Origin of the sequence: Trinickia sp. (assembly GCF_051953405.1) — a bacterium.
GTDB lineage: Bacteria > Pseudomonadota > Gammaproteobacteria > Burkholderiales > Burkholderiaceae > Trinickia.
Genome location: NZ_JBQCIV010000124.1, coordinates 13,247 through 35,081, shown reverse-complemented (window position 1 = coordinate 35,081; position 21,835 = coordinate 13,247). Strand labels below are relative to the sequence as shown.

Annotated in this window: 19 protein-coding genes and 1 pseudogene; 1 reads left to right on the top strand and 19 read right to left on the bottom strand. The window is 62.5% G+C overall.

From position 1 onward, the window contains the following. The 18 genes and pseudogenes from ACTHN9_RS21760 to ACTHN9_RS21675 form a co-directional block, all read right to left on the bottom strand. Nucleotides 1-94: pseudogene (locus ACTHN9_RS21760) on the bottom strand (F0F1 ATP synthase subunit C); the annotation flags it as partial. Nucleotides 95-177: 83 nt separating this feature from the next. Then, entirely contained in the window at nt 178-1,026 is an 849-nt protein-coding gene (gene atpB, locus ACTHN9_RS21755; protein ID WP_440538848.1) for a F0F1 ATP synthase subunit A, read from the bottom strand. Between the two features lie 138 nt (nt 1,027-1,164). Beyond that, nucleotides 1,165-1,698, bottom strand: a complete 534-nt coding sequence (locus ACTHN9_RS21750; protein ID WP_440538847.1) for an ATP synthase subunit I — start codon at nt 1,696-1,698, stop codon at nt 1,165-1,167. A 239-nt stretch (nt 1,699-1,937) separates the two neighbouring features. Further along, the gene (locus tag ACTHN9_RS21745; protein ID WP_440538846.1) at nt 1,938-3,086 is read right to left on the bottom strand and encodes an SLC13 family permease; all 1,149 of its coding nucleotides are present in this window, start codon (nt 3,084-3,086) and stop codon (nt 1,938-1,940) included. A gap of 56 nt (nt 3,087-3,142) precedes the next feature. Then, nucleotides 3,143-4,030 carry a ParB/RepB/Spo0J family partition protein gene (locus ACTHN9_RS21740; protein WP_440538845.1) on the bottom strand — a complete coding sequence of 296 codons (888 nt, stop codon included), beginning with the start codon at nt 4,028-4,030 and terminating at the stop codon, nt 3,143-3,145. Between the two features lie 41 nt (nt 4,031-4,071). Further along, complete coding sequence (locus tag ACTHN9_RS21735; protein WP_440538844.1) at nt 4,072-4,842, bottom strand: ParA family protein; 771 nt, start codon at nt 4,840-4,842, stop codon at nt 4,072-4,074. A 100-nt stretch (nt 4,843-4,942) separates the two neighbouring features. Beyond that, complete coding sequence (gene rsmG / locus ACTHN9_RS21730) at nt 4,943-5,644, bottom strand: 16S rRNA (guanine(527)-N(7))-methyltransferase RsmG (protein ID WP_440538843.1); 702 nt, start codon at nt 5,642-5,644, stop codon at nt 4,943-4,945. Continuing rightward, a complete protein-coding gene (gene mnmG, locus ACTHN9_RS21725; protein WP_440538842.1) occupies nt 5,641-7,620 on the bottom strand; it encodes a tRNA uridine-5-carboxymethylaminomethyl(34) synthesis enzyme MnmG in 1,980 nt (659 codons plus the stop codon). Before mnmG ends, rsmG begins: the two co-directional genes overlap by 4 nt. Before the next feature lie 234 nt (nt 7,621-7,854). Further along, the gene (locus tag ACTHN9_RS21720) at nt 7,855-8,613 is read right to left on the bottom strand and encodes an ABC transporter ATP-binding protein (protein ID WP_440538841.1); all 759 of its coding nucleotides are present in this window, start codon (nt 8,611-8,613) and stop codon (nt 7,855-7,857) included. Between the two features lie 14 nt (nt 8,614-8,627). Continuing rightward, nucleotides 8,628-10,415 (bottom strand): branched-chain amino acid ABC transporter ATP-binding protein/permease, encoded by a 1,788-nt coding sequence (locus ACTHN9_RS21715; protein ID WP_440538840.1) that lies wholly within the window; start codon nt 10,413-10,415, stop codon nt 8,628-8,630. 5 nt (nt 10,416-10,420) lie between these two features. Then, entirely contained in the window at nt 10,421-11,476 is a 1,056-nt protein-coding gene (locus ACTHN9_RS21710) for a branched-chain amino acid ABC transporter permease (RefSeq protein WP_440538839.1), read from the bottom strand. A 259-nt stretch (nt 11,477-11,735) separates the two neighbouring features. Continuing rightward, the gene (locus tag ACTHN9_RS21705) at nt 11,736-12,893 is read right to left on the bottom strand and encodes an ABC transporter substrate-binding protein (protein ID WP_440538838.1); all 1,158 of its coding nucleotides are present in this window, start codon (nt 12,891-12,893) and stop codon (nt 11,736-11,738) included. 746 nt (nt 12,894-13,639) lie between these two features. After that, on the bottom strand, nt 13,640-14,611 hold the full coding sequence (locus ACTHN9_RS21700; protein ID WP_440538837.1) for a branched-chain amino acid ABC transporter permease: 972 nt from the start codon (nt 14,609-14,611) through the stop codon (nt 13,640-13,642). Continuing rightward, the gene (locus ACTHN9_RS21695) at nt 14,611-15,495 is read right to left on the bottom strand and encodes a branched-chain amino acid ABC transporter permease (RefSeq protein WP_440538836.1); all 885 of its coding nucleotides are present in this window, start codon (nt 15,493-15,495) and stop codon (nt 14,611-14,613) included. The genes ACTHN9_RS21700 and ACTHN9_RS21695 overlap by 1 nt, the downstream gene beginning before the upstream one ends. A gap of 88 nt (nt 15,496-15,583) precedes the next feature. Then, complete coding sequence (locus tag ACTHN9_RS21690; protein ID WP_440538849.1) at nt 15,584-16,738, bottom strand: ABC transporter substrate-binding protein; 1,155 nt, start codon at nt 16,736-16,738, stop codon at nt 15,584-15,586. Between the two features lie 182 nt (nt 16,739-16,920). Next, on the bottom strand, nt 16,921-17,688 hold the full coding sequence (locus tag ACTHN9_RS21685) for an ABC transporter ATP-binding protein (RefSeq protein ID WP_440538835.1): 768 nt from the start codon (nt 17,686-17,688) through the stop codon (nt 16,921-16,923). Then, nucleotides 17,688-18,464 (bottom strand): ABC transporter ATP-binding protein, encoded by a 777-nt coding sequence (locus tag ACTHN9_RS21680; protein WP_440538834.1) that lies wholly within the window; start codon nt 18,462-18,464, stop codon nt 17,688-17,690. The genes ACTHN9_RS21685 and ACTHN9_RS21680 overlap by 1 nt, the downstream gene beginning before the upstream one ends. A 278-nt stretch (nt 18,465-18,742) precedes the next feature. Beyond that, the gene (locus tag ACTHN9_RS21675) at nt 18,743-20,440 is read right to left on the bottom strand and encodes a GMC family oxidoreductase (protein ID WP_440538833.1); all 1,698 of its coding nucleotides are present in this window, start codon (nt 20,438-20,440) and stop codon (nt 18,743-18,745) included. A 338-nt stretch (nt 20,441-20,778) separates the two neighbouring features. Here ACTHN9_RS21675 and ACTHN9_RS21670 point away from each other — a divergent pair, with 338 nt between their 5' ends. Next, a complete protein-coding gene (locus ACTHN9_RS21670) occupies nt 20,779-21,312 on the top strand; it encodes a class IV adenylate cyclase (protein WP_440538832.1) in 534 nt (177 codons plus the stop codon). A 29-nt stretch (nt 21,313-21,341) separates the two neighbouring features. On the opposite strand, the gene ACTHN9_RS21665 is transcribed toward ACTHN9_RS21670, so the two are convergent. Continuing rightward, a complete protein-coding gene (locus ACTHN9_RS21665; protein ID WP_440538831.1) occupies nt 21,342-21,833 on the bottom strand; it encodes an Lrp/AsnC family transcriptional regulator in 492 nt (163 codons plus the stop codon). Nucleotides 21,834-21,835: the final 2 nt, after the last annotated feature.

The window sequence follows — 21,835 nt, the reverse complement described above, 5'->3', positions numbered from 1 at the left end:
CGATACCGATACAGGCGCCGATTGCACCCAGGCCGATGATGATGCCGATACCGATGGCGGTCAGACCTTGGATGTTGGCGATGAAAGCTTGCATGATCACTCCTTTGTAAAAGACTTTTTGGAACTGGATTTAAAGAAACGAAAAACGAATCTACGTCGCGCCGACGAGCCCTGAAATCAGTGCTTGTCGTGCGCCTGACCGATGTACACGAGCGTCAGCATCATGAAGATGAACGCTTGCAACAGGACGATCAGGATGTGGAAGATCGCCCAAACGGTGCCTGCGATCACGTGGCCCACGAAGCCGAGCACCGTCGTGTCCGCGCCGAAGGTCCACAGGCTGCCGAGCAATGCGATGAGCAGAAACAGCAGCTCGCCCGCGTACATGTTGCCGAACAGCCGCAACGCGAGCGAAACCGTCTTGGCGACGAACTCGATGATGTTCAGTGCAAGATTCGGGATCCACAGCAGCGGATGACCGCCGAACGGAGCCGAGAGCAGTTCGTGGAGGAAGCCGCCGGGGCCCTTGATCTTGAGGTTGTAGTAGATCATCAGCACGAACACGCCGAGCGCGATGCCGAACGTACCGTTCAGATCGGCCGTCGGCACGATGCGATGGTGCGAGATGACGCCGGACAGACCGAGCCAGCCGATCACGCGGCCGGGCAGATCGACCGGGATGAAATCGAGCGAGTTCATCAGCGCGACCCAGACGAATACGAACAGGGCCAGCGGCGCGATGAACGTGCGGTTGCCGTGGATAATCGCCTTCGATTGATCCTCGACCATCTCGACGAGCATCTCGATGGCGCACTGGAAGCGGCTCGGCACGCCGGGCGTGGCGCTGCGCGCGGCCATGCGCAGGATGAAGATCGTCACGAGGCCGCACACGATCGACCAGAACAGCGTGTCGATGTTCAAGACGTGCATATCGATGATCGACGTCTGGTGCGAGGTAGCGAAATTCTGCAAATGGTGTGCGATGTACTCGGACGGATCCATGTGCGTGCTTTCTGTAGCTGCCATATCGTTTATTGCCACCTAAATTATCGAAAATCGTTCGGTGTCCGCACGCAGCCTCGAAGGGCCGCGCGAACGCGGCAAGCGCCGGTGCGCGGCGCTCAATCGCCCTGCGCCACCGGCCGCCCGCCCATCATTCCAGCTTCACCGCATGCCCAGCGCCAACCAGTACGTCTGCAAGGCGACTAGGAAGGTCACGAGCAGCGGTAGCCACCGCACGTCGTGATACCAGAGCGCCACCGCGACGAACATCGCGACCGTCACCCCCATCTTGAGCATTTCGCCGATCATCCACGTGAGGATCGATCCGGCGGTGCCCGCTCCTTTCAGACGTGCCGCGAACAATGCGCTCGGCACCCAGCAAATCGCTCCACCCAACATGGCCGACAGCGCAGCAGGACCCGGCGGCGTTGAAAACAGCCACCAAACCAGCGTGACGACCAGGGACAAAACCACTTGCGCGACCACCACCTTGAACGGCGTGACGCGCGACGGGCGGCTCACCTCCGAACCGAAGAGCTTTTCAGCCTCGGCCCGCGTGAGCGGAACGAAATTCTTATCTTGCTGCTCGGCATCCCATGCATCGTCGAACGTTTCCGAACGACCGACGGCGCGAGCGGAAGAAGGATCGTGTCGCGCGCGTTCGTCGTGCCTTGTGCTCGGCTCTCGATCCGCCATCGCCCTACCCCACGTCACCCATTTTCCAACCCGTAGCTTTCGCAGTGCTTACGGGGCTGCCTAGCAAATAAATCCGGGCGATTGTAAGCGATAGTTGCAGGCGATTCAAGACTTTAGCCGCGACAAAAAACTGCTTGGAAGCGACGCGGGAAGCGGTCGCGCGGGCCGCAGATCTGACTAAACCGAAAGGCTCGGCGAGCGTGCGCCGTCCACGAACCGGCGCGTCGCGGCACCTGCGTTCAAAGATGCGTGAGCAACCATCCGCCGAGCACGCCAGCGACGAGCCAAAAGGGAATCGAAACGAGATGAAACGGCAGCCAGACCCCTCGCGTTTTCGAAAGCCGAACCGCGATGAGATTGGCCAGCGAGCCGATGGCAATGCCAAAGCCGCCGACGCTGACGCCGAACGCCAGCGCCCGCCAATCGTTCGTGAATTGCGCGAGCATGATGGCGGCGGGCACGTTGCTGATGCCCTGCGACAACACCGCACCCGCGACATAGGCGCGCAGTGCGGTATGAAGGCCGAGCTGCTCGACGGTGGCATGCACCCAGGGCAATGCCGCGACACTGCGCAGCACGATGAACATGAGGACGAAAATCAGCAGCAGCGCCCAATCGATCTTGAGGACAGCGTCGCGCCGCCACAACAAAAACCCGCCCGCGACGCCGATCAGGCCGATGCCTGCGTGGTGCGAATCGGCCAGTAGGACGAAGGCGACGAACAGCACGGCCGCGACGCCGGCAAAGGCACGGTCGACACGCTCCCGGGAAGCGTCTTTCGACAGATCGAGCGGCTTCGCCCGGAAGGCGAAATACGCCAGCGCGTACAACATCGCCATCAAGGTCGCGCACAGCGGGGCAAGCGCCCACACGAAACGCCCAAACGAGATGCCGCCGACTTGCCAGAGAAAGAGGTTCTGCGGATTGCCGAGCGGCGTGAGGATCGAGCCGGCGTTGACGGCCAGCGCCAAGAAAATCGTGAGCCGTTTGACCGGCAGCGGCGTTAAAGCGTGAAGCGACAACACGAGCGGAATGACGACGAAGAGCGCGACGTCGTTCGTCACGAGCATCGACAGCACGGCCGCGAGCCCGATCAGCAAGCACGCCAACGCACGCTCGGAACGCACGTGATGGACCACGCGATGGGCCAGCCACATCAAGAGACCCGACAGTTCGATCGCCTTCGTCAGCATCAGCAGGCCGGCCAGCGTCAACACCGTCGGCCAATCGACAAGGCGCGGCAGTGCGAGCCACGGCTGCGCGTGCGTGCACTGCAGTACCGCGAGGACAATGACGAGAATCGCGAGCACCGGCTCGTTCAAGGCGAACGAGACGATCCTGCGGGCCAGGCTCGCGCGGGTCGCGCGCACATCTTCGGCTGTGGGCATAGGCGAGAAGGTTCGAGGCGAAAGCGAAGGCGCAGGTCAGGCAAGCAATGTGCCGCTCAGTGCGCCTGCCCGCCGCGCAAGCGCGCGAGAATACCGTCCAAGGCGTCGAGATCGCCGAAATCGATCTGCAGCTGGCCACGCCCGCGCCGGCCGAGCTTGATCTTCACCGCTGCCGCGAGCAGATCCGATAGTTCTTCCTCAAGGCGACGCGTGTCGCGGCCGCCGTCATGATTGGCGCGCGCTTTCACGGTGGGCTCGGCCTTCGTCGTGGCCGTCACCAAACGCTCCGTCTCGCGCACCGACATCCGCTTATTGACCACTTGGTTGGCGAGCGTGATCTGCGTTGCCGAATCCACAGCCAACAACGCGCGGGCGTGACCCATGTCGAGATCGCCTGCGAGCAGCATCGTCTGCACGGGATGCGCGAGGTTCAGCAAGCGCAGAAGATTCGACACAGCGCTACGCGAGCGTCCGACCGATTCCGCCGCCTGCTCATGCGTGAAATCGAACTCGTCGAGCAAACGCTGAATGCCCTGCGCCTCTTCGAGCGGATTCAGATCTTCGCGCTGGATGTTCTCGATGAGGGCCATCGCGGCCGCGGCCTGGTCGGGCACGTCTTTGACGAGCACCGGCACCTCGGCGAGCCCGGCGATATGCGCGGCACGAAAACGGCGCTCGCCCGCGATGATTTCGTATTTCTCGTCCGAAACGGGCCGAACCAAAATCGGCTGCATCACGCCTTGCGCGCGAATGCTGGCGGCCAGCTCCTGCAGGCTGCCCTCGTCCATGCGTGTGCGCGGCTGATACTTGCCCGCCTGCAACTTGCCGAGCGGCAAGACGTTCGGCTGCCCTTCGCTGCGTACCGCCGTGGTGATATCGGCACTACCGCCCAGCAGCGCTTCCAAGCCACGCCCCAAACCCTTCTTCTTCGCTACGGCATTCATCGCATTTCCTCGATCCGCATTTTTATCGCGTCGCACTGTGCTCATAGCGCGCGCACACGTTCAATCATCTCGGCGCCGAACTGGACGTACGCCTGCGCGCCGCGCGAGGCGCGGTCGAACACGACGCCCGGCAGCCCGTAGCTCGGTGCCTCGGCGAGCCGGACATTGCGCGGAATCACCGCGTCGAATACCTTGTCGCCGAAATGTTCCTTGAGCTGATCCGACACCTGCTGCTGCAGCGTGATTCGCGGATCGAACATCACGCGCAGCAAGCCGATCACCTTCAAATCGCGGTTCAGATTCGCGTGGACCTGCTTGATCGTGTTGACGAGATCGGACAACCCTTCCAACGCGAAGTATTCGCACTGCATCGGGATCACCACGCCGTGCGCGGCGCACAGCGCATTGAGCGTCAGCAACGACAAAGCCGGCGGGCAATCGATCAGGACGAAATCGTAATCGTCGACGACCACGGCCAGCGCAGCTTTCAATTGCCTTTCGCGATTGTCGATGCCGACGAGTTCGATTTCCGCCCCGGCGAGTTCTCGGTTGGCCGGCAACACGTCGTAGGGCACCGCCTCCGATTTCACACGGGCCTCGGCAACGGAAACGCCATCGACGAGCACTTCGTAGACGGTGTTCTCGCACTCGGCCTTGTTGATGCCGCTGCCCATCGTCGCATTGCCCTGCGGATCGAGATCGATCAACAGGACGCGCTGCCCCTGCGAAGCGAGACTCGCGGCGAGATTGACCGCCGTCGTCGTCTTACCGACACCGCCCTTTTGGTTCGCCACGCAGAAGATTTTTGCCATCGTTCGGAGTTTCGCAGTTCGGAGTTCGGTGATTAGGTCTATTGACGTCTATTGACAGAGGGAACGCCTCGGCGTTGCCACGTTACTGCGATATAGCGTGCTACGGTGCGCTAGGTCGATCGAGCACGACTTCAACGAGATGCCGTTCGGCATCGAGGAACGGCACGCGAAGGTGGACAATCTCCGCCGCTCGCGCGCCCGCCGGCAATCGCTCGATTTCAGCATCGGGCCGCACGCCCTTCATCGCCCAAATCGCGCCTTGCTCGCTCACCAAATGACGCGCAAGTGTAACGAAATCGGCGAGTTCTGCGAATGCGCGCGAGACGATTGCATCGAATTTTCCCGGTACTTCAGTGCCGGGGCGAAGATTCTCGACGCGTCCGGTCACGACCGATAGGTTATCGAGCTTCAGCTCGGCCTTGGCTTGCGCCTGAAATGCCGTCTTCTTTTGCACGATGTCGTTCAACGTCACCTGGCGTTGCGGAAACGCAATGGCCAGCACGATGCCCGGCAATCCGCCCCCCGAGCCGACGTCGAGGATCGATCGTCCTTCGCGCGCCGCAAGATGCGGAACGATCGAGAGAGAGTCGAGAATGTGCTGGATCAGCATCTGGCGAGGATCGCGAATCGCCGTCAAGTTATAGACGGCGTTCCACTTCACCAACAGGGCGACATAGTCGAGCAGCCGTTCGAATTGCTCCGCCGATAAGGCGACTTGCAGCTCGCTTGCGCCGGCACGCAAGAGGTCCAGCCACGATGCCCGGTCGTTCGAATGCGCCCCTTTGGCGCGGGCGCCCGTCATTGGGCCCCGGGAGCGGCATCGCCCCCGCTTTCATCGGCCGCATGCGTCTCGGCATCGGCCGTTGGCGCTCGCCGCCCCAACCCTTTCTTCAGATGAACCATCAGCAGCGAAATCGTCGCGGGTGTAATGCCCGAGATACGCGAAGCTTGGCCGATCGTTTCGGGCCGGAATTGGTTCAGCTTTTGACACGCTTCGAACGATAGCCCGCGGACGGAGGCATAGTCGATGCCGTCGGGAAGTCGCGTGTTTTCATTCGCTTCGTTGCGTTCGATCTCGCCGGCCTGACGCTCAATGTAACCCTGGTATTTGACGCCGATCTCGATCTGTTCCTTGATTTGATCCAACAAGACAGGATCGTCGGCAAGCGGGGCCTCGGGGGCGCACGCACCGGCACGCAAACCGCAAATGCCGTCGTAGGTCACACCGGGGCGACGCAAGAGGTCAGCCAAGTTGTATTCGTGGTCGATCGGCTTACCGAGTAGCGCCGTAGCTTCGTCGGCCGAAAGCGTCTTAGGATTGACCCATGTGGTGCGAAGGCGCTCTGTTTCACGTGAAACAGCATCGCGCTTCCGGCAGAACGCATCCCAACGTACGTCATCGACCACGCCCAGTTCGCGACCGACCTCGGTCAAGCGCATGTCGGCGTTGTCTTCGCGCAGGCTCAGGCGATACTCGGCACGGCTCGTGAACATTCGATAGGGTTCCGAGACACCGCGCGTGACGAGATCGTCGACAAGCACACCCAGATACGCCTGATCGCGCCGCGGACACCATGCATCTTTTTCCTGCACATATCGCCCGGCGTTGATGCCGGCGAGCAGCCCTTGCGCTGCCGCCTCTTCGTAACCCGTCGTCCCGTTGATCTGCCCGGCGAAGAATAGGCCGCGAATTACCTTCGTCTCGAGCGATGCCTTTAACCCTCGCGGGTCGAAGTAGTCGTACTCGATCGCATAACCGGGCCGTAGAATGTGCGCGTTCTCGAGCCCTTGCATGGAGTGCACGAGGTCGAGCTGAACGTCGAACGGCAGACTTGTGGATATCCCGTTCGGGTAGAACTCGTTCGTGGTCAATCCTTCCGGCTCGAGGAAGATCTGATGGGAGGTTTTCGAGGCGAATCGGTGAATCTTGTCTTCGATCGACGGGCAGTACCGCGGCCCCACCCCTTCGATAACCCCCGTGTACATCGGCGAACGATCCAAGCCGCCGCGAATAATGTCGTGAGTCTGTTCGTTCGTGTGCGTCACCCAGCACGGCAACTGTTGCGGATGCTGCTCGGCGCGGCCGAGGAACGAGAAGACCGGAATCGGATCGAGGTCGCCCGGCTGCACTTCGAGCTTCAAGAAATCGATCGTCCGACCGTCGATTCGCGGAGGCGTACCCGTCTTCAAGCGCCCTTGCGGCAGTTGCAGCTCCTTAAGCCGCGCCGATAGAGAAACGGCCGCCGGGTCGCCTGCACGCCCGCCCGTGTAGTTATTCAGGCCAACGTGGATCTTCCCATCCAGGAACGTACCTGCCGTGAGAACGACGGCACGCGCGCGAAACCGCACGCCAACCTGGGTCACCGCGCCCACCACACGATCGCCTTCGACAATCAAATCTTCGACCGCCTGCTGGAACAGGCTGAGATTCGGTTGGTTTTCCAGGCGATGGCGGATCGCGGCCTTATAAAGAATGCGATCGGCCTGCGCCCGAGTCGCACGCACCGCGGGCCCTTTCGAGGAATTGAGGATCCGAAACTGGATGCCCCCCTCGTCGGTGGCAGCCGCCATCGCGCCGCCGAGCGCGTCCACCTCCTTCACGAGATGACCTTTGCCGATGCCGCCGATCGACGGGTTGCAGCTCATCTGGCCGAGCGTTTCGATGTTATGGGTCAGCAGCAGCGTTTTGGCACCCATACGGGCCGAGGCCAAAGCGGCTTCAGTGCCGGCGTGACCACCGCCGACGACAATGACGTCAAATTCTGTGGGAAAAAGCATGGCGATCCCACGCGACGCGAAGTGCATGGGCCTGTCGGGAAATGTATGCGCGAAATTATAGCGGGGTTCGCGCAAGAGGCGGGCTCGCTAAATGGCTAAGTCGTGTTTCACGTGGAACAAAACAACAGAAGTTCGCGATGCGGGAGGCTTCGGACCATCTTTCCCCCGCCGGGAAGACTTGGGCGGGGCGGCGTTGCACACGCCCCGCCCGCCGCCCCGCCTCCCGCCCCACACTCACGCCGATTTCTTCGCCAATCCGAGATACGTTTCGATCACACGCGGATTGTTCGCCAACGAGTCCGCCTCGCCTTCCAGCGCCAACTCGCCCGTCTCGAGCACATAACCGTAGTCGGAGATCTGCAGCGCCGCCCGGGCGTTTTGCTCGATCAGCAACGTCGCCACGCCGGTGGTCCGCAATGCGCCGATGATATGGAAGATCTCTTTGACGATGAGCGGCGCAAGGCCGAGGCTGGGCTCATCGAGCATGAGCAAATCGGGTTTCCCCATCAACGCGCGCCCCAACGCAAGCATCTGCCGCTCGCCCCCGGACAGCGTCCCCGCTGCCTGCTTGCGCCGCTCTTTCAAACGAGGAAACCGCTCGAAGACGGGCTCCAACTGGTCGAGAAAATCCCGCTCGCCCGCGCGCTTGCGACGATAGGCACCGAGCACGAGGTTGTCCTCGACGGTCATCGTAGCGAACAACTCGCGCTTTTCCGGCACCAGGCACATTCCGCGCTCGACGCGTTTCTCCACCGGCAACGCGCGCACATCCTCCCCGCGGTAAAGGACGGGGCCGGCGGCATGTCCGGTGGTGGGCAGTGCGCCCATGATCGCGTTCAACAGCGTCGACTTACCGGCGCCGTTCGGCCCGATCACACTGACGATCTGCCCGGGTCGAACATCGATCGACACTTCGTGCAGCGCTTCCACCTTCCCATACCGGACGCAGAGCCCGGAGACCGACAAAATGGGCGCCCTCGTCGTTTCGGTCATTGCCATTATTGCCATCACTCCACCCCGCCCAGATAGGCTTCGACGACGGCAGGATCGTTCTGGACGGCTTCCGGCAGCCCCTGTGCGATACGCGTGCCGAACTCCATGACCACCAATCGATCCGCGAGATTCATCACGAAATCCATGTCGTGTTCGACGAGCAGCACGCTCATCCCTTCCGCCTTCAGCTTGCGCAACAACTCCGCCAGCTGCTGCTTTTCCCGATACCGTAACCCGGCAGCCGGCTCGTCCAGAAGCAACAACGTCGGGTCGCCGCACAGCGCGCGCGCAATCTCCAAAATTCGCTGCTGACCGAGCGGCAGGCTGCCCGCTTCGTCGTACATGTGCGCCTCTAAACCGACGCGCCGAATCTGCTCCGCCGCCTCGAACAGCAGCCGCCCTTCCTCTTGCTTATTGAGCCGCGCCAAGCTGCGCCACACGCCGCTCGCGCCGCGCAAATGCGCACCGATTGCCACGTTCTCGAGCACGGTCATCGTCGGCAACAGCTTGACGTGCTGGAACGTGCGCCCGATGCCGTGACGGGCGATTTCACGTGAACTCAGTGCGTCGATGCGTTCGCCGCGAAAATGGATCTCGCCGCGGGTCGCCTGCAATACGCCCGTGACAAGATTGAACGTCGTCGATTTACCGGCGCCATTGGGCCCGATCAGTCCGACGATCTGCCCCGCCTCGACCTCGAAGCTGACATCGTTCACGGCCACGAGCCCGCCGAACTCCTTGCGGGCACGATCGACGACAAGCAGCGGCTCGCCCGCTGTCGGCTTATCCCGCCGCGGCAACCGCTCGGCCTGCTCGGGTGCTCGTGCGCCCGGCCCGCGCGGAAACCAGCGCGCGACGAACGGCCACACGCCCTGCCGTGCATACTGGAGCAGCACGACCATGAGCACGCCGAACACGATGATCTCGAAGTTGCCGCTTTGCCCGAGCAGGATCGGCAGCAGCGATTGCAGGTAGTCCTGAACGACGGTGAGGATCATGGCCCCAAGGATCGCACCCCAGACGTGCGCGACGCCGCCAACCACCGCCATGAACAAATATTCGATCCCATGGTTCAGGCCGAACGGCGTGGGATTCACGGCGCCCTGCAAATGCGCGTAAAGGAACCCCGAAATGGCGGCGAGCACCGCGGCGTACACAAAAATGATGACGCGCATCCATGCCGTGTGCACGCCCATCGCCTCGGCCATGACCCCAGCGCCTCGCAACGCGCGGATCGCTCTGCCCGGCCGACTATTAAGCAAATTCTGAATAGAAACGACGGAGGCGAGCACCACGAGCCAGATCAGGTAGTAGATGCTGCGTCCCGTTTGCAGCGACGCACCGAAGACGCTCAGCGCCGGAATGCCGTTGATGCCGTCGTATTTGCCGAGCGCATCGAGATTGCCGAACAGGTAATAGAGCGACAGCCCCCAAGCGATCGTGCCGAGCGGCAAGAAATGCCCTGACAAGCGCATCGTGACAGCGCCGATCACGAGCGCGACGATTGCCGTCAACGCAATGCCGACGAATAGCGCGATCCAAGGCGAGATGCCGTACTGCGTCGTCAGGTAGGCCGTCGCATAGGCGCCGACGCCGACGAAGGCTGCCTGCCCGAAGCTCGTCATGCCGCCGACGCCCGTCAGCAGCACGAGCCCGAGCGCCACGATCGAATAGAGCCCGATGTAATTGAGCAGCGTGATCCAGTACTCGGGCACATGCAGCGGATGCGGCAGCACAGGCAAGACGAAGAGGACGACGAGAAACGCCCAGAACGGCTTCGCGCCGGAAAACAATCCTTTCATGGCGCTCACTCCTCTTGTTCTTCGACGTGCGCGGTGGCCAAGCTGCGCCACAGCAACACGGGGATGATGAGCGTGAAGACGATCACCTCCTTGTAGGCACTCGCCCAGAACGACGAATACGATTCGAGCAAGCCGACGAGGATCGAGCCCGCCGCCGCGAGCGGGTAGCTGACGAGCCCCCCGATGATCGCCCCGACGAAGCCCTTCAGGCCGATCAAGAATCCCGAGTCGTAGTAGATCGTCGTCAACGGTGCGACGAGGATGCCGCACAGCACGCCAAGCCCCGCGGCCAAGGTAAACGCAAGGCGCCCCGCTTGCGTCGTACCGATGCCGACGAGCCGTGCCCCAAGCCGATTGACCGACGTCGCGCGCAGCGCCTTGCCCGAGATCGAGCGATCGAAGAATAGGTACAGCGCGACGATGAGCACGAGCGCCGTCGCCACGACCCACACGCTCTGCCCCGAAATCGACAGGCTGCCGACGGTGAGCGAACCATCGGAAAACGCTGTCGTCCGCGAGCCTTCCGCGCCGAACATGAGCAAGCCCAAGCCGACCATCGCGAAGTGCACCGCCACGGCCACGATCAACAGCAAGAGCGTGGTCGCTTCTGCGAGCGGCTCGTAGGCCAAACGGTAGACGAACGGGCCCATCGGCACGACGATCGCGAGCGTCAATGCGATCTGCACAGCCATCGGTAACGTCATGGCATAGACGTGTTGCGTGATCGCGTAGACAGCAATCGGGCCGAGCAGATAACGGCTCGCGAGCGCCGTCAGCGCGCGCGGGGCATGCCGTCGGCGCTCAGGGTGCCGCACGAGGCCGGCCAGCTCGATCGCGAAGCATGCGGCGCCGAGCACCGGCAGCAAGATGGCCGTGGCCGGAAACTTCTGCGCTTGCAGCATGGCAAGCGTCAGCGCCCCGTACGAAACGAATTCCCCTTGCGGGATGAAGATGACACGCGTGACGGAAAACACGAGCACGAGTGCCAGCGCGAGCAGCGCATAGATCGCCCCGGTCGTGATGCCGTCTTGCGCGAGGATCGCCGCAATCGATAAATCCATGCTGTTTGAGTCCTGTGCCTACGACGCTACGAATCGACGAAAACCAAAGGAAAAGCCGCGAACGAAACCCCGGTTCGCGGCACGACAAGAACGACAGAACGACGCTAGAACGAGCAAGGCGGCAAAGCGCACGGCGAACACCGGCGCCGCACCGTCCGAGCAGCTAGCGCACCGTACGACCGCGCAGATCGATGCACGGCCGATCGCTCCGGCGTCTGGAATCGGGCGCCCCTAACCCCGCGCAGCCACGCGTCCCGCGTCAGTTGTTCAATAGCTTCCACTTGCCGTCGACCACCTCCACCATGACGCGCGCGCGTTGATCGAGCCCGTTGTGGTTCGTCGGCGAGGTGTTCATGATCCCTTGCGAGAGCGGCAGTTCCTTGATGTTTTCGAGCGAATCGCGCAGCGCCGCACGGAACGCGGCCGTGCCCGGCTGGGCCTTGGCGAGCGCCTCGGGAATCGCCCGCTGGAGCATCTGCCCCGCGTCCCAGGCGTGACCGCCGAATGTCACCACCGACCCCGCCCCGTAGGCCTTCTCGTACGCGTTCTTATAAGCGAGCGACGATTCGCGCACCGGGTTGCTGCTCGGCAGTTGATCGGCCACGAGCACGGGGCCCGCCGGCAGGATCTCCCCGTCGCAATCCTTGCCGCACACGCGCAAGAAGTCGTTGTTGGCCACGCCGTGCGTCTGATAGACCTTGCCCTTGTAGCCGCGCTGTTTGAGTTCCTTGGCCGGCAACGCGGCCGGCGTACCCGAGCCCGCGATCAGCACCGCGTCGGGGTTGGCGCTCATGACGCGCAGCACTTGGCCGGTGACCGAAGCGTCGGTGCGGTTGAATTTCTCGTTCGCCACGACCTTCAAATGATCGGCGCTCGCCGCCTTGGCGAACTCGGCGTTCCAGCTCTCGCCGTAGGCATCCGCGAAGCCGATGAAGCCCACGGTCTTCACGCCGTGGCGGCTCATGTAGTCGGCAATCGCGTTCGCCATCAGATCGTCGTTCTGGGGTGTCTTGAACGCCCACTTCCGCTTGTCGTCCATCGGCTCGACGATCTTTGCCGAAGCCGCCAGCGAAATCATCGGCGTCTTGGCCGCGGAGATCGGATCGATCATCGCCAGCGAGTTCGGTGTCACGGTGGAGCCGACAATCGCATCGACATGATCTTCATCGATCAGTTTGTGTACGTCCTGCACGGCTTTGCCCGTATCCGTGCCGTCATCGAGCACGATGTACTGCACGCTTTTGCCGCCGATCTCCCTCGGCAGCAATGCCACCGTATTTTTCTCGGGAATGCCGAGCGAAGCGGCCGGCCCTGTCGTCGACAGCACCACACCGATCTTCACTTGCGCCGAGGCCGCCGTCGCCCCGCACACCATCGCCACGGCCAACGTGCCGCGTACCCATTGCTTCATCGTCATTGTTGATCTCCTGAGGCTTTCGCGAGAAAGCGCGTTCTCAATTGCCGGCTCATCGGCCGGCTCCCATCGATTGTTGTCGGAACACTCATGCGCGAGGCGAGCGCGCCCCGTAGCCGCGCCCCAAAGGATCGTAGCCGATCGCGTCCGCACAAGCAGCGAGCGTGTCGCTCGAACCACGAAACGTAATAGAAAACGGGATAGAAAAAAGGCAGGAGACGGATCCCGCTCGCACGCGAGGGTGCCATCAACGATACGAACGGCACGCACGCTATCGACCGCACAAATGCGACGAATGCGACGAATGGGGATCATGCGGGCGCTAAGGGCGCTAAGGGCGAGAAGGCATGACATGCTGGCCGAGCCCATGAAGCGATCGCGATCGACGGTTGCGCGAACGGCGCGCATAAATAAAAAGCGCTGTTGGATCCTATCCAACAGCGCTTTCGTCCGGGCACTGAGTGCCTCGATTGTCTCCTCGTTCTCCACCTGCAAATTCGGTGCATCAGAACTGAGACGAAGATTAAACAACCCCGTCTTCTCCCACAACCTAGCACTTTCCCTAGTGGTGCATAGCAGCACGCAATTCGCGCAATCGTGCCTCATTGGGTGGCGCATTTCTACGGCATAAAGTGTCGTATCGCCGCCCACGCGCGCCGAGCGTGGGCGCACGCCGCTCCACCATCGTGCAGATCGAACGCACGGCACGCATGGCGCGCCGCAGCGCAAGCCGACCCGATCGACCATGCTCACCCGCGCAGCGGCCGCACCCGGGCAACGATCTCGCCCACGATCCCGCGCCTGAACGCGAGCACACACGCGATGAAGACGATGCCGATCACGATCGTCGTCGAATCGCCGAGCGTGTTGAACCAATCGAGATGCGTCAGCGAAGCGAGCGCGGCGCCGATATCGCCGAGCCGGTCTTCGAGGGTCACGACGAGCGCGGCACCGACGAGCGGGCCGAACAGCGTCCCCATGCCGCCCACGAGCGTCATCAGAATCACGAGCCCCGACATCGTCCAATACGCATCGCCGAGCGTTTCGAAGCCGAGCACGAGCACTTTCAGCGAGCCCGCGAGCCCGGCTAGGCCAGCCGAGAGCACGAACGCGAGGAGCTTGAAGCGATCGGTGTCGTAGCCGAGAGAAATCGCACGCGGCTCGTTCTCGCGAATCGCCGTCAAGATTTGCCCGAACGGCGAATGAACGATGCGTACGATCAACGCAAACGCCAGCACGATAGCGACGAGCACGACGTAATAAAGCGTCATATCGGACGATAAGCTTAGGAATCCAAACAAATTCCCGCGGGCCACCCCTTGCAAGCCGTCCTCGCCGCCCGTAAACGGCGCTTGCAGGTAGACGAAGTAGACGAGCTGCGCGAGGGCCAGCGTGACCATGGCGAAGTAGATGCCTTGCCGGCGAATCGCAAAAAAACCCGCGACGAGCCCGAGCAGCGTCGCGGCCGCCGTGCCGGCCAACACACCGAGTTCGGGCGTGAGCCCGACCGTTTGAATCGCATAGCCGGTCATGTAGCCCGCCGTGGCGAGGAACATCGCATGACCGAACGACAGCAGCCCCGTGTAGCCGATCAGCAGGTTGAACGCCGCCGCGAAGAGCGCGAAGCACAGCACCTTCATCACGAACACGGGATAGGCGCCGACCCAGGGCGCCACGAGAAGCCCCACGAGCAAGAGGGCGTACAGCACTTTTCTTTGCATCACCGCTCCTTGCCGAAGAGGCCCGCCGGGCGCACGAGCAAAACGAGCGCCATGATGACGAAGACGACGGTCGCCGACGCCTGGGGATAGAACACGCGCGTGAAGCCTTCCACAACACCGAGCAGCAAGCCCGTCAAAATCGAGCCCATGATCGAGCCCATGCCGCCGATCACGACGACGGCGAACACGGTAATGATCATCGGCTGGCCCATCAGCGGCGACACTTGAATCACGGGCGCGGCCAGCACGCCGGCAAACGCGGCGAGCGCGACGCCGAAGCCGTAGGTCAGCGTGATCATCAAAGGCACGTTCACGCCGAACGCTTCGACGATCTTCGGGTTCTCGGTACCGGCGCGCAAATAGGCGCCGAGCCGCGTCTTCTCGATCACGAACCATGTCGCGAAGCACACCGCCAGCGAGGCGAGCACGACCCAGGCGCGATAGTTGGGCAAATACATGAACCCGAGATTCGTCGCCCCGCCGAGGGAATCCGGTACGTCGTAAGGCTGGCCCGACGAGCCATAGATCGAGCGAAACACGCCTTCGACGACGAGCGTAAGCCCGAACGTCAGCAGCAGCCCGTACAAATGATCGAGGCGATACAGCCAGCGCAGCATCGTGCGCTCGATCACGACGCCGAACACGCCGACGATGAGCGGCGCGAGCACCAGCATCCCCCAGTAGGGCACGCCGAAATACGCGAGGCCCATCCAAGCGAGCATGGCGCCGAGCATGAACAACGCTCCGTGCGCGAAGTTGATGACGTTGAGCATGCCGAAGATCACGGCCAGCCCGAGACTCAAGATCGCGTAGAACGAACCGTTCACGAGCCCGAGCAAGAGCTGGCCCAGCATGGCCTGCAACGGAATGCCGAAGATATCCATCGAACCTGCCGTCAAAGAGAAAAAGACGCGCGCGATCGAGCGGCGCGCATCGCCTGCGCGCGCCGCTTAAGGCCGATTGCTTGGCCGATTACTTCCACAGATCGCACTGCGTTTCGGCCTTCGTGCCGAACGCTTGATCGCCCGGAATCGTCGCCTTCAGCGCGTAGTAGTCCCACGGCTTCTTCGATTCGGCCGGCGTCTTGACCTGGAACAGATACATGTCGTGCAGCATCACGCCGTCGGGACGCACCGTGCCCTTCGCGTAGAAGTCGTCGACGGGCTGCTTATGCAGTTGCGCCATCACCTTGTCGGGATCGGTCGAACCGACGGTCTTCACGGCATTCAGATAATCCATCGCCGCCGAGTAGTCGGCCGCTTGCAGGCTCGAGGGCATCTTGCCCGTCTTCTTGAAGTACTTCTGCGCCCACGCGCGCGACTTCTCGTTCTGATCCCAGTACCAGCTATCCGTCAGCAACAAGCCTTGCGCCGTCGGCAGCCCCACGCTGTGCACGTCGTCGAGGAACATCAGCAGCGCGGCGATTTTCATCGACTTCGTGATGCCGAATTCCTTCGCCGCCTTCAGCGAGTTGACCGTGTCGCCGCCTGCATTGGCCAGGCCGAGCACTTGCGCCTTCGACGATTGCGCCTGCAACAGGAACGAGGAGAAGTCCGATGCCGACAGCGGATGCAGCGCATTGCCGAGCACCTTGCCACCGTTCGCCTCCACCACCTTCGCCGTGTTCTGCTCGAGCGACTTGCCGAAAGCGTAGTCGGCCGTCAGGAAATACCAGCTCTTGAACCCTTGCTTGACGATCGCCGAACCGGTGCCGCGCGCGAGTGCGGTCGTGTCGTAGGCATAGTGGATCGTGTACGGCGTGCATTGCTTGTTCGTCAGCGCGTCCGTGCCCGCGCCGATCGAAATGTACGGACGCTTCTTCTCCTTGATCACGTCGTTCATGGCGAGACCCGTCGCCGAGTTCGTCCCGCCGATCAAGAGGTCGAGGCCTTCCGTGTCGATCCACTTGCGCGCCGTCGAGGCGGCGATGTCGGCCTTGTTCTGGTGGTCTTGCGTAATCAGTTTGATCGGCAGACCGTTCACCTTGCCGCCGAAATCGTCGATGGCCATTTGAATCGCGGTGGCGCCGCCCTTGCCGTCGATATCGGCGTAAAGACCCGACATGTCGGTGATGAAGCCGATCGTGACTTGGTTTTCGGCCGCCACCGCGGGATGAAAGGCCATCATCGCGGCAACTGCGGTGCCGGTGACTGCGAGAGTGCGAACAGCGCTTGCGAGCAACGGGGTTCTCATTGGTATCTCCTTCTTCGCTTATGGTTGTGCGTGCAACTGCCCTAATGCCTACTCATGCCTACTCATGCCTGCGGCGCGGCGCACGAAACATGCGCCCGGTATCGACGTGCCCGGCGTTAGACGCCCAGCAGATCGTGCAGGACCGGCATCTTGCTTTCGAGTTCGCGCGCGACGAAATGCAGCGCGATACGGCCGTGCTCCATGACGTAGAAGCGATCGGCCAGCGGCGCCGCGAACCGGAAATTTTGTTCGACCATCACGATCGTATAGCCGCGCGATTTGAGCGCGAGAATCATCCGCGCCAGCGTTTGCACGATGACGGGCGCGAGGCCTTCGGAAATCTCGTCGAGCAAAAGCAGGTTCGCGCCCGTGCGCAAAATGCGCGCCACCGCCAACATCTGCTGCTCTCCGCCCGACAGCCGCGTGCCCTGGCTCGTGCGGCGCTCTTTCAAGTTCGGGAACATCTCGTAGATTTCATCGAGCGACATCGCGTTGCTGCTCTCGCCCACCATCGGGGGCAGCAACAGATTCTCCTCGCACGACAGGCTCGAGAAAATCGCGCGCTCCTCGGGGCAGTAGCCCACGCCGCAGTGCGCGATTCTGTGCGTCGACATGTGGATCGTCTCTTTCTCGCCGATCCGCACCGAGCCCGTGCGCCGGCCCGTGAGGCCCATGATCGCGCGCAGCGTCGTCGTGCGTCCCGCACCGTTGCGACCGAGCAAGGTCACGACCTCGCCCTTTCTCACCGTCAGATCGACGCCGTGCAAGATGTGCGATTCGCCGTACCACGCTTGCAGGCCCGAGATCGTCAATGCGGCGGGCGCGCTGTCCAGCGTTTGCTCGCCGCCGCTTACCGCGATGCTTTCCCGCTCCGTGTGGTTCATCAATGCGTCCCCGTCAATGCCGCGTCGGCACTGCCCATATAGGCTTGCATCACGAGCGGATTCTTCGATACCTCGGCATAGCTGCCTTCCGCGAGCACTTCGCCGCGTTGCAGGACGGTGATCGTATCGGAGATGCCCGCAATCACGTTCATGTTGTGCTCGACCATGAGAATCGTACGGCCCGCCGACACTTTTTTGATCAGCGCGGTGACGCGATCGACGTCTTCGTGGCCCATGCCTTGCGTCGGCTCGTCGAGCAGCATGAGTTCCGGCTCCATCGCAAGCGTCGTGGCGATTTCGAGCGCACGCTTGCGGCCATACGAGAGTTCGACCGTGACCGTATCGGCGAAATCGGTCAGGCCCACTTGGTCGAGCAACGCGCGCGCATGTTCGTCGAGACGCCGCAGCGTGCGTTCGCTGCGCCAAAAGTGATATGCCGTGCCCAACGCGCGCTGCAACCCGACGCGCACGTTTTGGAGCACCGTCAAATGCGGAAAGACGGCCGAGATCTGAAACGAGCGAATGATGCCGCGCCGGGCAATCTGGGCGGGACGCTCGCGCGTGATATCGACGTTGTTGAAGACGATCTGTCCCGCGCTGGGCTCGAGAAACTTCGTCAGCAAATTGAAGCAGGTGGTCTTGCCCGCGCCGTTCGGGCCGATCAGTGCATGGATCGAGCCGCGGCGCACGCGCAGGTTCACGCCATTCACGGCCGTGAAGCCCTTGAACTCTTTGGTCAGCCCGCGCGTTTCCAAAATCGTGTCGCCGAGAATCATGTCCCCTTCCATGCGAAGTCAGGCGAAGCACTGCATGTGGCACGCACTTGTCGCGCGCGTCGCACCTGGGACGGTCCCCCCTTCGATAATCGGGATGCCCGCCGTTTTTTGGCATAGTGCATCAACGCGACAGAGGTCGGCCCCGCCCCATGCGGCATCGCGCATTGTCGCGCCAATGATGCAGCGCAATCATAGGGATTTGCACTAGTGCTTAATTGTGTAGTCAACGAAATGCGAATGCGACCGCAATGTGTCGGACAGTCATATGCGGGCGATCGTCACACGGCCGACACAGTCGAAGCGCGCGTCGCTTCGCTCGTCGATGCGTCCCGCGCGCGGCGGTCGGCACGGATCATGTCGCTCGCGCGCTCGGCAATCATGAGCGTGGGCGAATTCGTGTTCCCCGAAGTAATGTTCGGCATCACGGATGCATCCACCACACGCAACCCCGTCACGCCGAACACCCGCAAGCGCGCATCGACCACCGCGCCGGGATCGTCGGCGCAACCCATCCGGCATGTGCCGACGGGGTGGAAGATCGTCGTGCCGACAGCGCCCGCTGCCTCGACGAGTTCTTCTTCGGTTTGAAACTTCGGCCCGGGCAAGACTTCCGCGGGGGCGTAGCGCGCGAGCGCGGGCGCTTGCACGATGCGGCGCGTCAGCCGCAACGCATTGGCCGCCACGTGGCGATCGTAGTCGGTCGATAGGTAATTCGGCGCGATCGTCGGGGGCGCGAACGGATCGGGCGATGCGATATGAATGCTGCCGCGCGATGTCGGCCGCAAATGACAGGCCGACGCCGTAAACGCATCGAAGCGGTGCAGCGGCTCGCCGAAGCGATCGAGCGATAAGGGCTGCACGTGATATTCGATGTCGGGGCGGGTAATCGAAGCATCGGCGTCGGACGATTTCGCGAAAGCCCCCAATTGCGACGGCGACATCGACATCGGGCCGCTGCGCCAGAGGGCATATTGCACGCCGATGAGCAGCTTGCCCCACCAGTGCGCCGTCATCGTGTTCAGCGTGCGCACGCCGCTCACCTTATACGCCATTCGCAATTGCAGATGGTCTTGAAGGTTCTCGCCGACGCCGCGCAAATCGTGCACGACATCGATCCCGAGCCCCTGCAGTCGGGCCCCATTGCCGATGCCCGATAGTTCGAGCAGTTGCGGGGAATTGACGGCGCCCGCGGCCAATACCACTTCCACGCGTGCTTGCGCGACGAACTCGCGCGAGCCCGAAGCGCCGCCGCGATAGGCGACGCCCGTGCAGCGTTTGCCATCGAACGTCAGACGCCGCGCTTGCGCACCCGTGACGACGGTCAGATTCGGACGCGCGAGCGCGGGACGCAAAAACGCCTTCGACGCATTCCAGCGCACGCCGCGTTTTTGATTGACCTCGAAGTAGCCCACGCCGCTATTGTCACCGCGGTTGAAATCGTCGGTGGCGGGAATCCCGGCTTGCTGTGCCGCCTCTCGGAACGCTTCGAGCACCTGCCATTTCAGACGCTGCCGTTCGACGCGCCATGGGCCGCCGGCACCATGCCACGCATCGGCTCCGCCATGGTGATCCTCGCTGCGCTTGAACACGGGCAACACGGCGTCCCACGACCACGACGAATCGCCCGTCGCACGCGCCCATTCGTCGTAATCCTCGCGCTGACCGCGCATATAGATCATGCCGTTGATCGACGAACTGCCGCCGAGGACGCGCCCGCGCGGATAAGCCAACGAACGGCCGCCCAGCCCGGCTTCTTCGCCCGTGCGATAGAGCCAATCGGTGCGCGGGTTGCCGATGCAATAGAGGTAGCCGACAGGCACGTGGATCCAGCGATAGTCGTCCTTGCCGCCCGCTTCGATCAGCAAGACGCTGACATCGGCATCCTCGCTGAGCCGGTTCGCCAGCACGCAGCCGGCCGTCCCCGCGCCGACGATCACATAGTCGAACGCGCCTTGGAAAATCGTTTCGTTCGTCATGACGCAGACCGCCGCGTAAGGAGAGGTGGGAGAGGGAAGGCCCTCGAAAGCGTACCCACGGATGCGCCCAGAAATCAAGTGGGGAAGACCGATGGGGAGAGGTCGATGCTCGATCCCGTCGCATCGCTCGTTCGATCGGCTGTCATATTGGCAAACATGCGCAGCGACTTTTTGTTAGATTCGTCGTGGCGCACCGCCCCTTCCCGTGTGCTCGTTTTTTCCCGGTTTGCGCATTCCGTTGTCCTGTACCGGCAAGCTATCGGCCGCAGTCCACGCCGCGAGCGGCGCGCTTGCCGGCCGCCCCCTCGTCTCACCTCACGTTTCGACAGGAGCTCGACATGGCACGCAACATCGAAATGAAAGCCCGCGCTCGCGCATTCGACGAATTGCGAGAGCGCGCCGCCTCGCTCTCGGACGAAGCGCCGCTGATCTTTCGTCAACAAGACTTCTTCTACGACGTGCCGCGCGGCCGTCTGAAGCTGCGCCAATTCGACGACGGCACGCCCTCGGAGCTGATCTTCTACCAACGCGACGATCGCGACGGGCCGAAAGCCTCGTACTACACGCGCAGCCCCGTGACGAATCCCGATGCGATGCATGCGCTGCTCGCCACGGCGCTCACGACGCGCGGCATCGTGACGAAGGAGCGGCACGTATACCTAGCGGGACGCACGCGCATCCATCTCGATCGCGTCGACGGGCTCGGCGATTTCATCGAACTCGAAGTCGTGCTCTCCCCCGAGGACGACGAGCAAGAAGGCGAGCGCGAAGCGCATGCGCTGTTCGCCAAGCTCGGCGTGCCGCAGACCGATCTCGTGGCGGTGGCCTATGTCGATCTGCTCAACGACAGCCTCGGCGGCCGCGCGGCCTAACCGACTACACGGAAGTCATTGGGGCGCGCTCAAACCGGCGCCGTACCCGGCGCAAGGTGATCGAGCGGCAACGGCCCGTTGCGCTTGAATGTCGTCAAGACGATGTTCGAGCGCACGCTGTCGACGCCCGGCACCCGCATCAATTTCTTCATGACGAACGAAGACAACGCGTTCAAATCCGGCGCGACGATGCGCAGCAAGTAGTCGGCATCGCCTACCACGGCATGACATTCGAGCACTTCGGGCAGGACGTCGATTTGCTGCTGAAACTGCTCGACGATGGAATCGCCGTGGTGCTTGAGCTTCAGGCTCGTAAACGCCGTCACGCCGAGCCCGAGTTTTTCGGGCCGCAGCATGACGCGGTAGCCTTCGATGACGCCGAGCGATTCGAGCCGCTGCAAGCGCCGGCCGATCTGCGACGGCGAAAGCGGCACCCGTTCGCCGAGCTGCTGATGCGTAGCCCGGCCGAAGCGCTGCAGCACCTCGAGCAAAGCCAAATCGAAATGATCGAGTTCAAGCATGA

Coding starts and splice junctions, on each gene's coding strand:
- ACTHN9_RS21685 (WP_440538835.1), bottom strand. CDS start 17,688: ATGAACCACACGGAGCGGGAAAGCATCGCGGTAAGCGGCGGCGAGCAA.
- ACTHN9_RS21680 (WP_440538834.1), bottom strand. CDS start 18,464: ATGATTCTCGGCGACACGATTTTGGAAACGCGCGGGCTGACCAAAGAG.
- ACTHN9_RS21705 (WP_440538838.1), bottom strand. CDS start 12,893: ATGACGATGAAGCAATGGGTACGCGGCACGTTGGCCGTGGCGATGGTG.
- ACTHN9_RS21710 (WP_440538839.1), bottom strand. CDS start 11,476: ATGGATTTATCGATTGCGGCGATCCTCGCGCAAGACGGCATCACGACC.
- ACTHN9_RS21735 (WP_440538844.1), bottom strand. CDS start 4,842: ATGGCAAAAATCTTCTGCGTGGCGAACCAAAAGGGCGGTGTCGGTAAG.
- ACTHN9_RS21695 (WP_440538836.1), bottom strand. CDS start 15,495: ATGGATATCTTCGGCATTCCGTTGCAGGCCATGCTGGGCCAGCTCTTG.
- ACTHN9_RS21750 (WP_440538847.1), bottom strand. CDS start 1,698: ATGGCGGATCGAGAGCCGAGCACAAGGCACGACGAACGCGCGCGACAC.
- ACTHN9_RS21690 (WP_440538849.1), bottom strand. CDS start 16,738: ATGATGGCCTTTCATCCCGCGGTGGCGGCCGAAAACCAAGTCACGATC.
- ACTHN9_RS21740 (WP_440538845.1), bottom strand. CDS start 4,030: ATGAATGCCGTAGCGAAGAAGAAGGGTTTGGGGCGTGGCTTGGAAGCG.
- atpB (WP_440538848.1), bottom strand. CDS start 1,026: ATGGCAGCTACAGAAAGCACGCACATGGATCCGTCCGAGTACATCGCA.
- ACTHN9_RS21675 (WP_440538833.1), bottom strand. CDS start 20,440: ATGACGAACGAAACGATTTTCCAAGGCGCGTTCGACTATGTGATCGTC.
- rsmG (WP_440538843.1), bottom strand. CDS start 5,644: ATGACGGGCGCCCGCGCCAAAGGGGCGCATTCGAACGACCGGGCATCG.
- ACTHN9_RS21665 (WP_440538831.1), bottom strand. CDS start 21,833: ATGCTTGAACTCGATCATTTCGATTTGGCTTTGCTCGAGGTGCTGCAG.
- ACTHN9_RS21700 (WP_440538837.1), bottom strand. CDS start 14,611: ATGCAAAGAAAAGTGCTGTACGCCCTCTTGCTCGTGGGGCTTCTCGTG.
- ACTHN9_RS21745 (WP_440538846.1), bottom strand. CDS start 3,086: ATGCCCACAGCCGAAGATGTGCGCGCGACCCGCGCGAGCCTGGCCCGC.
- ACTHN9_RS21715 (WP_440538840.1), bottom strand. CDS start 10,415: ATGAAAGGATTGTTTTCCGGCGCGAAGCCGTTCTGGGCGTTTCTCGTC.
- ACTHN9_RS21720 (WP_440538841.1), bottom strand. CDS start 8,613: ATGACCGAAACGACGAGGGCGCCCATTTTGTCGGTCTCCGGGCTCTGC.
- mnmG (WP_440538842.1), bottom strand. CDS start 7,620: ATGCTTTTTCCCACAGAATTTGACGTCATTGTCGTCGGCGGTGGTCAC.
- ACTHN9_RS21670 (WP_440538832.1), top strand. CDS start 20,779: ATGGCACGCAACATCGAAATGAAAGCCCGCGCTCGCGCATTCGACGAA.